General features: G+C 40.0%; 14 protein-coding genes. 4 read left to right on the top strand and 10 right to left on the bottom strand.

Annotated elements, in window-relative coordinates:
* Positions 1 to 279: 279 nt before the first annotated feature.
* Together mioC and SANK73390_RS11140 are read right to left on the bottom strand one after the other, a co-directional pair.
* Positions 280 to 726 (bottom strand): FMN-binding protein MioC, encoded by a 447-nt coding sequence (mioC, locus tag SANK73390_RS11145; protein WP_462766095.1) that lies wholly within the window; start codon positions 724 to 726, stop codon positions 280 to 282.
* Between the two features lie 516 nt (positions 727 to 1,242).
* Positions 1,243 to 1,899, bottom strand: coding sequence for an isocitrate lyase/phosphoenolpyruvate mutase family protein (locus tag SANK73390_RS11140; RefSeq protein ID WP_462766094.1), 657 nt, complete (start codon positions 1,897 to 1,899; stop codon positions 1,243 to 1,245).
* Positions 1,900 to 2,212: 313 nt separating this feature from the next.
* On the opposite strand from SANK73390_RS11140, the gene SANK73390_RS11135 reads away from it, so the two are divergent.
* Positions 2,213 to 2,980, top strand: a complete 768-nt coding sequence (locus tag SANK73390_RS11135) for an EAL domain-containing protein (RefSeq protein ID WP_462766093.1) — start codon at positions 2,213 to 2,215, stop codon at positions 2,978 to 2,980.
* A 79-nt stretch (positions 2,981 to 3,059) separates the two neighbouring features.
* Here the strand turns inward: SANK73390_RS11135 and mnmE are convergent, their stop codons facing one another.
* The gene (gene mnmE, locus SANK73390_RS11130) at positions 3,060 to 4,424 is read right to left on the bottom strand and encodes a tRNA uridine-5-carboxymethylaminomethyl(34) synthesis GTPase MnmE (protein ID WP_462766092.1); all 1,365 of its coding nucleotides are present in this window, start codon (positions 4,422 to 4,424) and stop codon (positions 3,060 to 3,062) included.
* Positions 4,425 to 4,596: 172 nt separating this feature from the next.
* On the opposite strand from mnmE, the gene SANK73390_RS11125 reads away from it, so the two are divergent.
* Positions 4,597 to 6,840 carry a winged helix-turn-helix domain-containing protein gene (locus SANK73390_RS11125; RefSeq protein ID WP_462766091.1) on the top strand — a complete coding sequence of 748 codons (2,244 nt, stop codon included), beginning with the start codon at positions 4,597 to 4,599 and terminating at the stop codon, positions 6,838 to 6,840.
* Here the strand turns inward: SANK73390_RS11125 and SANK73390_RS11120 are convergent.
* The 7 genes from SANK73390_RS11120 to rpmH form a co-directional block, all read right to left on the bottom strand.
* A complete protein-coding gene (locus SANK73390_RS11120) occupies positions 6,816 to 7,613 on the bottom strand; it encodes a TlpA family protein disulfide reductase (protein ID WP_462766090.1) in 798 nt (265 codons plus the stop codon). The two genes, SANK73390_RS11125 and SANK73390_RS11120, sit on opposite strands and share 25 nt — an antisense overlap.
* Entirely contained in the window at positions 7,606 to 8,079 is a 474-nt protein-coding gene (locus SANK73390_RS11115; protein ID WP_462766089.1) for a TlpA disulfide reductase family protein, read from the bottom strand. The genes SANK73390_RS11120 and SANK73390_RS11115 overlap by 8 nt, the downstream gene beginning before the upstream one ends.
* A 22-nt stretch (positions 8,080 to 8,101) precedes the next feature.
* Positions 8,102 to 8,797: a cytochrome c biogenesis protein CcdA gene (locus SANK73390_RS11110; RefSeq protein WP_462766088.1), complete on the bottom strand. Its 696-nt coding sequence runs from the start codon at positions 8,795 to 8,797 to the stop codon at positions 8,102 to 8,104.
* A 212-nt stretch (positions 8,798 to 9,009) separates the two neighbouring features.
* A complete protein-coding gene (gene yidC, locus SANK73390_RS11105) occupies positions 9,010 to 10,647 on the bottom strand; it encodes a membrane protein insertase YidC (RefSeq protein ID WP_462766087.1) in 1,638 nt (545 codons plus the stop codon).
* An 8-nt stretch (positions 10,648 to 10,655) separates the two neighbouring features.
* Entirely contained in the window at positions 10,656 to 10,949 is a 294-nt protein-coding gene (gene yidD, locus SANK73390_RS11100; protein ID WP_462766086.1) for a membrane protein insertion efficiency factor YidD, read from the bottom strand.
* A 58-nt stretch (positions 10,950 to 11,007) separates the two neighbouring features.
* Positions 11,008 to 11,469, bottom strand: a complete 462-nt coding sequence (gene rnpA / locus SANK73390_RS11095; protein ID WP_462766085.1) for a ribonuclease P protein component — start codon at positions 11,467 to 11,469, stop codon at positions 11,008 to 11,010.
* A 5-nt stretch (positions 11,470 to 11,474) separates the two neighbouring features.
* Positions 11,475 to 11,609: a 50S ribosomal protein L34 gene (rpmH, locus tag SANK73390_RS11090; protein ID WP_004335215.1), complete on the bottom strand. Its 135-nt coding sequence runs from the start codon at positions 11,607 to 11,609 to the stop codon at positions 11,475 to 11,477.
* A 557-nt stretch (positions 11,610 to 12,166) separates the two neighbouring features.
* Between rpmH and dnaA the strand changes: the two genes are divergently transcribed.
* Entirely contained in the window at positions 12,167 to 13,561 is a 1,395-nt protein-coding gene (gene dnaA, locus SANK73390_RS11085) for a chromosomal replication initiator protein DnaA (RefSeq protein WP_462766084.1), read from the top strand.
* Positions 13,562 to 13,575: 14 nt separating this feature from the next.
* On the top strand, positions 13,576 to 14,679 hold the full coding sequence (gene dnaN, locus SANK73390_RS11080) for a DNA polymerase III subunit beta (RefSeq protein ID WP_462766083.1): 1,104 nt from the start codon (positions 13,576 to 13,578) through the stop codon (positions 14,677 to 14,679).
* The last annotated feature ends 1 nt before the right edge of the window (position 14,680 follow it).

The raw sequence follows: 14,680 nt of genomic DNA, 5'->3' as shown, positions 1-14,680 counted from the left end.
AAAGATCTTTTATTAGATCTTATTATTAGTGATCGCATTTTCTGTGGGTAAGGCTGTATTAGCATTACAAATCAATCATTTACGCCTGATCAATAGGTGTGAATTAGATCGGATCAAAGGGTAAATAAGCTCTGATCAAAACGGCTACTTATACACAAGGGGAGATCTGAAGATATTTATCCCATGGATAACTATGTTTAGATCACCCTTTAGATCAAGTGTTATCCACAATTATAAATAATATAAAGTAAAATTGTGTATAACTTATTGACAAGATCTTTATTTACCTTGTGGTAACACTGTAACAAGCTGAGGAAGCCAAGCTAATGCAGTATCTTCTGGCAATGCTTCATCTAACACATTGATCTCTAAATTTGGTAATAGCTGTTTAGCACCCTTATTGCTAAGCAATTGTTCGCAATTTCTAGCTGCATGGTTATAGGTGTCGTAGCTTGTGTCACCGAGACCGACAATTGCAAACTGAATGTGATCTAAATTATCTTGCTGATCTAGTTGGCTAATAAAAGGTAATAGATTTTCTGGGTAATCACCTGCTCCATATGTTGAGGTAACCACCAGCCAAACTGGCTGGGTGATATCATTCAACATAGGTGTTTCGTGTAGAACTGCATTAATATCTTGATCTTGCAGTACTTCTTTAAGCTGCTCTGCGACATATTCAGCCGAACCCATTTGACTACCAATGATGATCTCTAAATGTTGCATGCGTTAAACACCCTCGTTGCGAATGTCGACATCATAAAGACCTTGTGGAAGAAGTAAAGAGGCGTCAATTCTAATTGGATAAAAAATAACGGTCAAAAAATCCTCTAAATTGGGTTTTTATATTTAACTATATGAAAATAAAGAAGGTAATAATTTATTCTTACATGGTTTTGGGTAAGAAATTTGTGGATAAGCTGCTTGTATATTCTCTATAAAATTATCATTTCACCTTATATTTCTGAAAGAATTATACGTATTCTAGTTTAAACTTGTGTATATAAAGATTAAAAGTGGCTATGTGGACAGTCTGAGTGTGTATAAACTTTAAGTTGATAAATATGATCACGTTTTTAGATCTATTTAATTTGATCTATATAAGAAAACAATCTAAAAAAAGTATAAAAAAGATCGTTTCTCAGGTTTGTTTATAGGAGCTCGCTTACTTAAAGTGCTTTTTAACTTTATTTTTATAAGATGAGTGTCAATTTTCTGCACTAAAAAGCATTGTTAAGCGTTTTAAAATGGCAACTGGAGCGGTTGATGTTGAAATAGCGCACTATGATCTTGGTCATTGAGTGCAGCAACTATCATTCTTTGTATTAAATCTATACAGTGATCTGACAGAGTATTACCAAAAGATAGCCGTTTTATGCCCCAATGATGCAATTGTTCATTGTGGTTACAATACGGTAATGCCAATACATTTAATGGAATATGGAGTTGCCGACTTAGTACTTTTATATCGTGTCCGTTAATGATACCGGGTACAAATACACCATCGACTCCGCTATTTTCATAGGCTTTTGCATGAGAAAGAGTGTCTGTAAAATGATGAACAGGTGATAAGTGTGTATCGATACGCGCATTTATAAATACCTGTGAGAAACCAGCGCTGTGTAAAGTGCGTTTGATAGCGCTAAAAATTTCACTTTGTTGGTCCAGATCACGTAATTGGCCGGTTACTTTGGAGCTATCTTCAATGTTAATGCCCACAGCACCAAGTTCTACGATAGCTAAAACATGCTCACAGATGGCATGGATGTCATCAGAAAACCCTGATTCGATATCAACGCTTACACCGATGTCTACCGCATTAATGATCTGTTTGGTTTGCATTAAAAAAGCATTAAAAGCACATGATTCACCATCATTTTGTGTTCGTTCATTAGCCATTCCCAACTAGTTGTCCCAATTACTTGGCAACCTCCTTGCTGTAGTAATACTGCAGGGAGTGGGTCCCAAGGATTAAGCAATTTAAATAGTGTTGTTTGATTGTGAAGCTGATGAAAGTGATGGTATTTATTCATATTTACGAGTTCTTTATAATTTTGTAACACGAATATAAAGAGCCGTTTGTATGTGTGCTGGCTGTAATTGGAACTGAACTATAACCATAATAGCTCTATAGTAGAAAGGGTCAGCAAGGTTGCGCTTGTCATTTATTAGCGCTAGGCTTGTTTTTAGACACATAAACCAAGGATAAAAAATGGCCGAGCAATCAATAAGCTGCAAGCGTTCAAGTTGCAGTAATTGTGATAATGCAGATTCGCTTGGATTTGATTTTACCATGGCATTTCAGCCAATTATCGATGCTGAAAAACAACAGATATTTGGCTATGAAGCGTTAGTTAGGGGTATAAATAATGAATCTGCTTGGTCTGTTATATCGCAAATCAATAACGATAATAGATATACCTTTGATCAACTATGCCGAGTCAAAGCCATTGCCCTTGCTGCAAAACTAGAGATAAAGAGCTATTTAAGTATTAATTTTTTACCTAATGCTATTTATAAACCCGAGCGTTGTATTCGCACCACATTAGAAGCGGCAAATAAGTATAACTTTCCAACCAATCGCATTATGTTTGAATTTACTGAAGTTGAAAAATTTGAAGATTTTCAACATGTTAAGTTGGTCGTGAAATATTATCAGTCATTGGGCTTTTTAACCGCTACTGATGACTTTGGTGCTGGCTATTCAGGGCTAAATTTATTAGCGGATTTTCAAACCAATATCGTTAAATTAGACATGGCACTGGTGAGAAACATTGATAAAGATAGTGTACGCCAAGTGATTGTTAAAAATTGCTTGAATATGTTTAATGAACTCAATATTACCGCTTTGGCAGAAGGCATTGAAACGTTAGGAGAATATCAATGGCTACGCGATGCGGGAATCGTCTTAATGCAGGGTTATTTGTTTGCCAAACCCGGATTTGAATGCTTGCCTGAGGTGGATTTTTCGACTCTTTAGCTGCAATACACTGAAAAGTATATCCGTGCCAGTTTAATGCGAGGCTGGACAGCCTCGCATGTAAGTTGAATTAACCTTGTTATTTACCGATACAAAACGAGCTAAAGATTTTACCCAATAAATCATCTGAACTAAATTCACCTGTGATCTCATTAAGGTGTTGTTGAGTGAGACGCAACTCTTCTGCCAAAATTTCACCGGCTATGTGCATCTCTAATTGGGTTTGACCAATGTCTAAATGCTCAGCGGCGCGCGCTAGCGCATCTAGATGACGGCGACGGGCCATAAAGCCGCCTTCAGTAGCACCTTGAAAACCAATACATGCCTTAAGGTGCTCTCTAAGTAAATCAATACCTTGAGTATCTTTGGCGCTTAAGCGAATAAGCGTATGTTCATCAGCGTTATCAATCCCGACAGTTTCACCGCTTAAGTCTACTTTATTGCGGATCACGGTAATATCCATACCTTTCGGTAGCTGTTTAATAAAATCGGGCCAGATTTTAGCGGGATCAGTTTCTTTGGTGTCTGTACCATCAACCATAAATAGTACGTGATCAGCTTGGCGAATTTCACCCCAAGCACGTTCAATGCCTATTTGTTCTACTTTATCAGGGCTTTCTCGTAACCCTGCCGTGTCGATAATATGTAACGGCATGCCATCTATATGAATGTGCTCACGCAGTACATCACGCGTAGTACCTGCAATATCGGTAACAATAGCCGCTTCTCGACCAGCTAATGCATTGAGCAAACTTGATTTACCTGCATTAGGGCGACCTGCTATTACTACCCGCATACCTTCACGTATAATGCTGCCTTGTTTGGCTTGTTTACGCACCTCAGCTAATTGTTCAATAATGGTATTTAAGTCACCACTGACTTTACCATCGGATAAAAAGTCGATTTCTTCATCGGGAAAGTCAATGGCGGCTTCTACATACATACGTAAATGAATAACTTTTTCCACCAGCGTATTAATATGCTTTGAAAAGTCACCTTGTAGTGAGTGCAGGGCACTTTTTGCCGCTTGCTCACTGGTGGCGTTAATTAAATCAGCAATGGCTTCAGCCTGTGTTAAATCCATTTTATCGTTGATAAACGCGCGCTCAGAAAATTCCCCTGGTTGCGCTAGGCGGACCTTTTCTATTTGGCAAATCTCTTTTAGCAACATGTCAATCACCACCGGGCCACCATGGCCTTGCAGCTCTAACACATCTTCACCTGTAAATGAATTTGGGCCTTGGAAGAATAGCGCAATACCTTGGTCGAGCTGTTCACCATGTAAGGTGTTAAATGATAAATATTCTGCATAACGGGTTTTTGGGCATTTTCCCATTATTTGCTTGGCCACGGTGCGTGCTAAAGTGCCTGAAACGCGAATAATACCTACACCGCCACGCCCTGGAGCGGTAGCTTGTGCGACTATGGTGTCTTGTGAATTCATGATGATAAAAGATTTGCAGTTACTATTGAGCAAATTGTACAGCAAAGCGGCAGGCTCAGCCATGCGCTAAGGTTGTTTATCTTTGTGTTGGTGTGCAAACATGACAGGAGAGCTCGGTTTTTGTATATTAGTGGGTAGGATAAACCCAGATTAGCTAAGGAATGCCACGTTAGTGTATCAATTCAAGCAGTTTCAATTTGACCCCCAGTTAGAAACGCTTAAATGGGATGAGCAAAGCCGTATATTACGCCCAAAAGTTGCCCAGTTATTGGCGTTTTTTTTAGCAAACCCGAATCAGTTGCTTACCAGAGAGCATCTTCTCAGTAGTCTTTGGTTACATGGTGAATATCGAGATGCGGCGCTGACACAAAGCATTCAAGAACTAAGAAAGATATTATGTGATAACGCGCAGCAACCTGAGTTTATTAAAACGATGCCGCAAAAAGGCTATATGTGGGTTGCCGCAGTAAAACGTGTGCCTTTGCCTGCTGAACAAAGTAACACTAAGTTTTGGAAAATAAAATATACGCTGTTGGTATTGGGTTTTATTTCGGTGCTCGGGATTGCAATTGGGTCGGTGTATTATACTAAGCAGCAAGGACCAATAGCATCTTCTCAGCAGCAGTTACCGCGATTATTGGTTGCATCAGTTGAAAATTTAACCGGGCAAACGCAGCTGGATTGGTGGGGATATGCTTTGCAGCAGCAGCTAAAACAAGCCGCTCATCCGTATTTTACTGTACTCGATGAAGTTAGTTTTTCTGATCAATCTTTGCTTGATGTAATGCGTCATAATGCTGATATTGGTTTTAGTGCCAAGCTTACTCAACAGCAGCAGCGTTATGTTCTACATTATCAAATTAACCGTCGTGAGCAACCACCACAAAAAGGCCAAATGATAAGTGAAGACTTACATACACCTATTAATGATATTGTAAATCAACTAGTGGCTATTTTAAGTGGCCACACCGAAGCGATATGGACTGAGTCAGTCTCTGATGTTAGACAATCGCGACAAAATTACTTAGCGGGACTCCATGCGTTAACGTACCAAGGAGTAGGGGCAGCATTACCATATTTTAAGGCAGCTTTGGCGCATGATGAAAATAATCATGCGGCACGGCTTGAACTAGCTAATGGGTTATGGAAAGTGGGAAGCTGGCAAGCGGCGCTGGCGCACTTTGAACACATTGATAACTTAGACCCAAGTAGTTACTTATTTATTCGTTATCATCTTTACCTTGGCCGCTATTGGTTATATCGAGGAGATTTTGCGCAGGTAGAAGTTTCACTAAAGCATGCCATGGCAACAGCCCAAGCATTAAACCACCAGCGGTTACTCGCACGTAGTTATCAACTTCAGGCGGACTTAGGCTGGTTACAGCTTAATTGGCAAAAACACAGTAAAGCTATGCACAGTGCTAAAGTTTTACTGGGTGCTGGTGCTTTTAGCCATTCGGAGTCACAGCGTGCTTTTTACCTAGCCAATCCACCTCAAGCTGGGTTAGAGCAAAGCGCAGAGCTTGATATGGCAGATAATTTAAAGGTAGTTACAAAGGCGATTACTTATTATCGCCAACAAGGTCAACAGGCGTTATTAATGTTGAGTTATTTTGCATTGGGGCAGAATTATTTGGCAACCCTGTCTGTACGAGAAGATGCGCTAGCTCAAGCGTTAGATATGGCAACACAACAAAATAATCAGTACATTAAAAATAGTATTTTATTGTATATGGCCTTTTATGCTATTCAGCTGCACCAAGGGGAGCGTGCATTAGCCTACTTGGTAGAGCTAACGCTTGATGAACAAACAAATTCGCAATTGTTAGTACAGCAGCAGTTTTTAACTGCGATGGCCAATATGGATATTGCTCTGAGTTCAACCATGGTTGAACAAGACGCTTGGCATCGAGCAACAACGGCCTTTGAGTTGTTATTGTTAAGGTCGCAGCTTGACCCAATAACACGTGCAAATACGCAGCTTATGCTCGCGTGGTTATTGATTGCTAAGCAAGACTACGCACAAGCAGATATGTTAATTGTGGCAGCTCGGTTGGTATACAAACAATATGAGCTAACTGATAGTTATGCTTTTACGCGTTATACACAAATGTATATACAAGTTGCGCAAAGTAATTATCTTCATGCAATTACAATAATGGGTGTTGAGCCTGAGCAAAAACTTGAGGCACTTTATGGTAGTTATGCATATGCGCAGCTAGGGCAGACTGATAAAGCGCTTATGTTATTGCGTAACACCAAGCAAAAATTTAGCCGACAGTGGCAACCGCAAGACGAGGCTTTAGCTGATAAAATAGCGATTAGGCTGAATAATGGCGGTGGCAGATTGTTAACTCTAGCACAATTGCCGCCACCATATAGTGTGTATTGTCAGTCTGAATGGGTGTTGGAGTAGGGTGCTAGTAAACGTTTACTGGGTGCCGACGCGCCTCGATATAGTACCTCATTGTTTTTATCGAGTAACAACCAGTAAGGTAAACTAGTGATATTAAAGCGTCTAAACAGTGCATTATATGTATCAAGTAATACGGGGTGCTTTACATTGAAGCGTTGTTGATAGGCTTTTACATCAGCCAATGATATGTAAAACGGTTTGATCACGGTGAGTTTTTGTATTGTATTTAGTGGTGCAATACTATTGTGTATCTCGGCTTTTTGCTCGCATTGCGGTAAATGCCGGGCAGGACACAATGCATCAGCGAATAATATTAACCGTATTGTTGAGCTGGCAGTTTTAAAGTCATGTGGTTTAATGTCTAAATCGTGTAATTGCAGATGCTGCGCTTTTATTGCTATGTTCTCGTTTGGAGGTAAGCTCGGTGGTTCACTTAATAGCTGTTTATCTACGACTTTCCCCTGTGCGATACGGATAATAGTGGGGGTATTACGCACACCAAAGCGCATCCCCAATGTATTCTCTTTATCAATTTTCAGCGATTTATATTGTGGGTAAGCATTCACGAATTTGGCAATATCTGCAGGCGTTACATTCATATCTGGTTGTAGAAATTGCCTTGGATAATCACTCGTTGGCAACGTACTTAGCTGAGTATATTCACTCCAAATATCGATAAATACCAGCTCTTTGGTGCTATTTAACTGAACTTGTAAGGCAAAAACTGTGTGGTTATACAAACATAGTAGTAACAATAGCACGGCTTTATTCATGGTTGTTCTCCTTGGGTAAATAAGCCGATAGTACGCTGTTTAGTTCATCATTTATTAATGCAGTGCGGTAGATTTCTCGTCCTTGTTCATCAAGCAAAATATGAGTGGGGGTACCAATGACATTAAATTTTTTACTCAAGCTGCCATCATGATCAAAGGCTGTGGCAGTGTGATAGTCGTGCTTGTCTAAAAACCGTTTTACCAGCTCTGGCGATTGGTTTAACCCTATATTCACTGATACCACATTCAATTTTGCTGATCGGGCTTTAAATGTTTGCTCTAGATGTGGCATTTCTTCAATACAGTAGCGACACCAAGTTGCCCAAAACTTTAAATAGGTTACTTTACCTAAGGTGCTAATCTTCTCGCCTTGTAGCGTGGTTGTTTGTATTTGTAGCGGTTCAGCTTGGCAGTTCAGATTGTATAGACCAAATAGCAAAGCTATGAGTGGGTAGTGAAGTTTCATCGTTCTCTCCTGATATAAATAGTTAAAAGTAAATACTTTGTCCGGCCTTAATGAGGTAAAACTGTGCCACCAGCACCAGCATTATGGTGAATAAATTAGGGGCTAAGGTGAGCCATTTACCTGATTTTGGTAAACGCTTAAGTAGGTGACTCGATACGCCAATAGCGAACAGCAAAGCGCTCATACCCAAGGCGAAAGAAAATAATAACCCTGCACCTAGCCAAGCTTGTTGTTGTTCGGCTGCAAAGAGTAGAAGCGCTGCTAATACTGGAGATGTACATGGGGCTGCAACCAAGCCACTGACAGCGCCCATTAAAAAAGTATGATGCTGGTGGTTAGAATGCTCAAAAGGCAATGAAGGCAATCGTGCCCAGCCTTTGATGACAAGTGCCATATATAAGAGTAAATTTGCAAAGCCAATTTGCAGCCACGGATTACTGGCAACCTGTCCAAATAGCTGACCAGTTAACGCTGCGAGTAACCCTAATGATGCGTATAACAGTGCAAAGCCAAGACAATAATAAGCGGCGTTGCGTATATGCTTTGCTTGGCTGTGACCTTTTGGTGCAAGTGAAGCTACAGTGATTGGAATTAAGGGGTAAACACAAGGTGATAGGCTGGCTAACAGGCCTGCAAAAAAAGCACCGACTAGTAGCCACCAGCTATGATCCATAGATTGTAATTGTGCTAATAAAAAGCCGTTATATTCGTCAAACATACTTAACTTAGAAATAAAAATTAGGAATGGCGAGTATTCAAAAAAGTCCGCAGTGGCACCATCAAAAGGGTATAAAATCGAGATAAAAAAACATCAAATTATTGATATATATAATTTTTAAAGGAAGAGTGTTTTTGACAGAAGATGAGTTAGTAGAGGTCAGAGAAATAAAAACGCCCGCAAAGCGGGCGTTCATAAAAAGTGCTAAAAGGTTATCTTACTTTTAAGCCTTTTTTCTCCATACCACGGTAGATAATCAGCATTTGTGCGATAGTGATTAAGTTAGATACTAACCAATACAACACTAAACCTGATGGGAATGGGAAGATAATAAAGAAGAAGGTAAACACCAATGGCATATATGTCATCATCTTTTGCTGCATAGGATCTGTGACCGTCATAGGTTGCAGCTTTTGCGTTAGGAACATACTGGCACCAAATAATAATGGCAGCACATAGTATGGGTCTTTTGCAGATAAGTCAGTTAACCACAGCATAAACTCTGCATGGCGTAATTCGGTTGATTCTAAGAATACATAGAATAAGGCCAAGAAAATTGGCATTTGTAGTAATAGAGGCAAACAGCCACCCATAGGGTTTACTTTTTCTTTGCGGTATAGCTCCATAGTTGCTTGACCAAACTTCTGGCGGTCATCACCATAGCGCTCTTTTAATGCTTGCATCTTAGGTTGTAGCATACGCATTTTAGCCATGGAGGTGTATTGCGCTTTGGTAAGTGGGTATAAAGCAGATTTAACTAAAATGGTGATTGCAATAATGGCCACACCCCAGTTACCGACAACACCATAGATTAGTTTAAGCAACACAAACAAAGGCTGTGAAATAAAGAATAACCAACCATAGTCGACCGTTAAATCTAAATCAGTATGGATAGCTTCTAGTGCATCACTGTCTTTTGGTCCCATATAATAAGTAGCAGTGAGTATGCTGTTACTACCTGCTGCGATATTCGTCGGTTCGTTTTTAATACCAACAATACCTTGGCCATTACGCAATAAGGTATAAATGGTGTTATTAGTTGTTTGATTTGGCACCCAAGCACTTACAAAATAGTGCTGGATAAAGGCTATGTAGCCACCTTGGGTGCTTTTATTGAGCTTCGCATCGCTCATATCATCAAAGCTGTATTTTTCATACGGCTCTTCCGATGTACCATAAGCGGCACCTAAATAAGTTTGATCTACCATACTGCCTTTATTTTCAATGGTGCGCTTTACTTGGGTATAAAGCTGTACTTGAATAGGGTCAGCTGAGGTATTGTTTATATCATACTCTAGCGCAACATCGTATTTGCCAGCTTTAAATACATACGTTTTGGTAAAGCTAACCCCTTTGCTATCAACAAAAGTTAGAGGTACGCGCAGCTCGTCACCATTTAATGTATAAGCCGTTTGTGCACTTTGATAAACAGGACGACCATCACGAGAAGCATCAGGTCCATTTAGGCCAATCAAACCACTTTGTGAAATGTATTGTTTGTTTTTAAATTCGCCCAGTAATAAGTAAGGCTCCTCGCTGCCGTGGGTCTCGGCATGCTGGAGAAGTTTCGCCTCAACAATATCACCGCCCTTGGTATCAATTTTTACTTCAAACACATCTGTGATCACTGATACGGTTGAACGAATGGCCTTTGTTGCTGCAACAGGCACATCTCCTTGGCTTGATGAAGCCGGAACGTCATCTGATACAGGGGTTGATGAAGGGGTGGTCACTTGCGTGGTGGCACTGGTATCGATTATTGGTTGGTTGTAAGTATTGTTCCATTCTTGAAACAACAAATACGACACAAGCAATAAACCGATAAATAAAAACGTGCGTTGTGATTCCATAACAGCTCTTATTTCTCGTGTTGGTGTTTAACTTGGGTTGATTTATCAGGCACGGGATCATTCCCACCTGCGCTTAAAGGGTGACATTTTAATATGCGTTTAACCGCTAACCAACACCCTTTTCGCAATCCGTGACAATTAATTGCCTCAATTGCATAACTAGAGCAGGTTGGGTTAAATCGACAGTGTGGGCCCAACATAGGGCTAATAAAGCGTTGATAAACCTTAATGATAAAAACTAAGGCAGTTTTTGGTAACGCAATTAATTGTGTATACCAACACTGAAACACTTTATTTGTCATTGCCACATTAACTATGTTCAAAAGGTGAGCTAAAGATACCTTAAATACCGTTTTAAAGCTATGAACTGGGGGGATTATCGCGCTTTTGCTGTTTATTTGCAGGCGATTTATTTGCTTTGGCATTGTTAGCTGGACGCTTTTTGAACGGTTTAGGTTTTGGTGCACCAGGTTTGCAACGCTCATTGATTTTTCGCCACAGTTTATCAAGTTGCTTAGTTAACTCTTCATTACTTTGTTCGGCAATACCACTTTTAACCATTAAAACGATATCAATGTTATCAAGTTGGTGTTGGCTTAAACGAAAACTTTCGCGAGCAAGTCGTTTAATGCGATTACGTTGACAGGCGAGTTTACAGCGTTTTTTAGCCACAGTTAAGCCTAGACGAGCACGTCCAACATCATTAGGTTTTGCAAGTAAAGTAAAAAAAGGAGTTGCTGCGCGAGCAGGTTCTTGAAATATTCGAGAGTAATGCGAGGGAGTTAACAGACGTAACTCCCTGCCAAAGCTAAAGCTTTCCACTTATATTAAGCAGAAAGTACTTTGCGGCCTTTAGCACGACGACGTGCTAGTACTTTACGGCCATTTACAGTTGCCATGCGAGCACGAAAGCCGTGAGCACGTTTGCGTTTAAGAACGCTAGGTTGAAAAGTTCTTTTCATAACATTTCCGTCCGATCGGTTAAGTTTAAAACATCCTATGCAGGTCGCGATCCTGGCACAGGTGCCATTACGAGCGCGAGATAGTAATGCCGACAGGCCCTAAAGTCAATCATAATCTTACGCGCTGGTGGTTTTTTACTCTGAGCGTACAAATAAGCCTGTTAGTTAGGGTTGCCACTATTATATAGCAAGATCTTGCAACTCACCTAACAGATCGTGATCGATCTGATCTAATTGAAGTTTTCCACAGGCCTTGGGTGAAATATGGCACAAAGCTATGGAAAACTAAAATAGATCGTAAATTACAGGTGAGATCTTGATGGATTTTTGCTATGATCTACTTCTTGGATCTAAAATAAAATTAATATAAAAACAATAACTTGTATTTTTTTATCAACAAGATCCTCATTTTTAAAAAAGTCAATGTTGATGTTGTGGATAAGATCACTTCATAATACTCGGCTTCCACGAATAATTTTATGATAATAAACGGTAATTCCTGATTATATTGATGCCTTTAAGGTGTCCGGGAATATTAACTGCTTTTGGAGTTCAGAGTGTATCTGTCGGTTTGGCAAAGTTGTTTATATGTATTGCAAGATGAATTACCATCACAGCAATTTAGTATGTGGGTTAGACCACTACAGGCAGAAAGTACCGAAGATACCTTAACGATTTATGCGCCTAATCGTTTTGTATTAGACTGGGTCCGTGAGAAGTATCTTAATCGTATTAACGAGTTACTGATAGAAATTTGCGGTAACGAAGCGCCTGAGTTGCGCTTTGATGTGGGTAGTAAGCCTATTTTAGGGCAAGCAGTATCTAGTGATAAGCCTGCACAAGTGCAAACTGCAGTACATCATGCTAATGCAGGTCATGCCCCTACGCAGCGAGCACCTGAAAAGGTAGAGCCAGCGCCAAAATCAGCTTATAAACCGAATATCAAAGAAAATTACACATTTGATAGTTTTGTTGAGGGTAAATCTAACCAACTTGCAAAAGCGGCTGCAACACAAGTTGCTGATAACCCCGGCTCAGCATTTAACCCTGTTTTTATATATGGTGGCACGGGTTTGGGTAAAACCCATCTGTTGCATGCGGTCGGCAACGGTATTTTAGATAAAAAACCTGATGCAAAGATTGTTTATATGCATTCAGAGCGCTTTGTGCAAGACATGGTAAAGGCATTACAAAATAATGCTATTGAAGAGTTCAAGCGCTATTACCGTAGCGTGGATGCATTGATGATTGATGACATTCAATTCTTTGCTAATAAAGAACGCTCTCAAGAAGAGTTTTTTCATACCTTTAATGCTTTGTTAGAGGGGAATCAACAAATTATTTTAACTTCGGACCGTTATCCAAAAGAGATAGAAGGTGTTGAAGACAGATTAAAATCACGTTTTGGTTGGGGGCTAACTATTGCGATTGAGCCACCAGAGCTTGAGACGCGTGTTGCCATATTAATGAAAAAGGCGCAGCAGAGTAATATTAATTTACCACATGAAGTGGCATTTTTTATTGCTAAAAAATTGCGTTCTAATGTCCGGGAACTTGAAGGGGCGCTCAATCGAGTTATCGCCAATGCAAATTTTACTGGTCGGCCAATTTCAATTGATTTTGTTAAAGAGGCGCTACGTGATTTATTGGCATTACAAGATAAGCTGGTTACGATTGATAATATTCAACGTACCGTTGCAGAATATTATCGTATTCGAGTTTCTGACTTATTATCTAAGCGGCGTAGCCGCTCTGTTGCAAGGCCTCGTCAGGTTGCAATGGCATTATCAAAAGAACTGACTAACCATAGTTTGCCAGAGATAGGCGATGCGTTTGGCGGCAGAGACCACACCACAGTCTTACATGCTTGCCGTAAAGTAAAATCACTTCGTGATGAGTCTCACGAAGTAAAAGAAGATTATCAAAACCTTATCAGAACATTGTCATCCTAAGGGCTGTTTAAGTTATGCAAATTACCATTTCAAGAGAGCAGTTTTTAAAACCGCTCATCCAAGTGTCTGGCGCAATAGAGCGCAAGCACACGCTTCCTATTTTATCTAATGTGTTGTTAGAGATAAAAGACGGCACCTTGGCAATGACAGGTACTGACTTAGAAATTGAGTTGGTTGCAACTATTAACTTAGAGCAACCGTGCAATGATGCTAAAATTACTTTGCCTGCAAAAAAGTTACTCGATATTTGTAAGAGCTTACCAGATGGTAGTGAGCTTAAGCTTGAAAGCCAAGAGCATCAATTACTGTTAACCAGTGGCAAGAGTCGCTTTTCACTCACAACTTTGGCCGCTGAAGACTTTCCTAATCTGGAACAATGGGATGGTGAAGTTGAATTTCAGTGTTCTCGTTTAGAACTTAGAAAGTTATTAGAAAGTACGCATTTTTCGATGGCGAATCAAGATGTGCGTTATTACCTCAATGGCATGTCATTTGAAGTTGATAATAGTGAAATAAAAACAGTTGCAACTGATGGCCACCGTTTAGCTATTGCGCAAAAAACGTTGAGTGCCTCTGTAAATACACAGCGTCAATTAATCATTCCAAGAAAAGGCGTGCAAGAGATTATGCGCTTGTTGCCAGCAGATAATGAAAGCGTGATGATTCAATTTGGGGCCAATCATGTTCGCTTGATTGATGCTGAGTTTACTTTTACCAGTAAATTAGTTGATGGTCGCTTTCCTGATTATCGCCGAGTACTACCGCGAGGTGGAGATAAGTTAGTGCATGCAAATCGTGAATGGTTACGCAGTGCATTTCAACGTGTTTCAATTTTATCGAATGAAAAGTTCAGAGGCGTGCGGTTAAACTTGTCTAGTGGCTTTTTAAAGATCAGCGCTAATAATCCTGAGCAAGAGCAGGCTGAAGAAGTCGTTGAAGTAGGTTATCAAGGAGATGATTTAGAAATTGGTTTTAACGTCTCTTATGTGCTCGATGTGTTGAATACATTGAAAACTGAAGATGTACAATTTACTTTGCTTGATTCAAACAGCAGTGCCTTAATTGAAGGTGTTGGTGACGAAGAGGCAACTTATGTTGTAATGCCAATGCGTTTGTAAT

It is taken from the genome of Pseudoalteromonas sp. SANK 73390 (assembly GCF_054966645.1).
The sequence above is the reverse complement of the archived record's forward strand: the minus strand, read 5'-3'. Positions and strand labels throughout refer to the sequence as shown.

Bases quoted from the DNA above. Each gene is read 5' to 3' on its own strand.
- mioC (WP_462766095.1), bottom strand. From the start codon at position 726: ATGCAACATTTAGAGATCATCATTGGTAGTCAAATGGGTTCGGCTGAA.
- SANK73390_RS11140 (WP_462766094.1), bottom strand. From the start codon at position 1,899: ATGGCTAATGAACGAACACAAAATGATGGTGAATCATGTGCTTTTAAT.
- SANK73390_RS11135 (WP_462766093.1), top strand. From the start codon at position 2,213: ATGGCCGAGCAATCAATAAGCTGCAAGCGTTCAAGTTGCAGTAATTGT.
- mnmE (WP_462766092.1), bottom strand. From the start codon at position 4,424: ATGAATTCACAAGACACCATAGTCGCACAAGCTACCGCTCCAGGGCGT.
- SANK73390_RS11120 (WP_462766090.1), bottom strand. From the start codon at position 7,613: ATGAATAAAGCCGTGCTATTGTTACTACTATGTTTGTATAACCACACA.
- SANK73390_RS11115 (WP_462766089.1), bottom strand. From the start codon at position 8,079: ATGAAACTTCACTACCCACTCATAGCTTTGCTATTTGGTCTATACAAT.
- SANK73390_RS11110 (WP_462766088.1), bottom strand. From the start codon at position 8,797: ATGTTTGACGAATATAACGGCTTTTTATTAGCACAATTACAATCTATG.
- yidC (WP_462766087.1), bottom strand. From the start codon at position 10,647: ATGGAATCACAACGCACGTTTTTATTTATCGGTTTATTGCTTGTGTCG.
- yidD (WP_462766086.1), bottom strand. From the start codon at position 10,949: ATGACAAATAAAGTGTTTCAGTGTTGGTATACACAATTAATTGCGTTA.
- rpmH (WP_004335215.1), bottom strand. From the start codon at position 11,609: ATGAAAAGAACTTTTCAACCTAGCGTTCTTAAACGCAAACGTGCTCAC.
- dnaN (WP_462766083.1), top strand. From the start codon at position 13,576: ATGCAAATTACCATTTCAAGAGAGCAGTTTTTAAAACCGCTCATCCAA.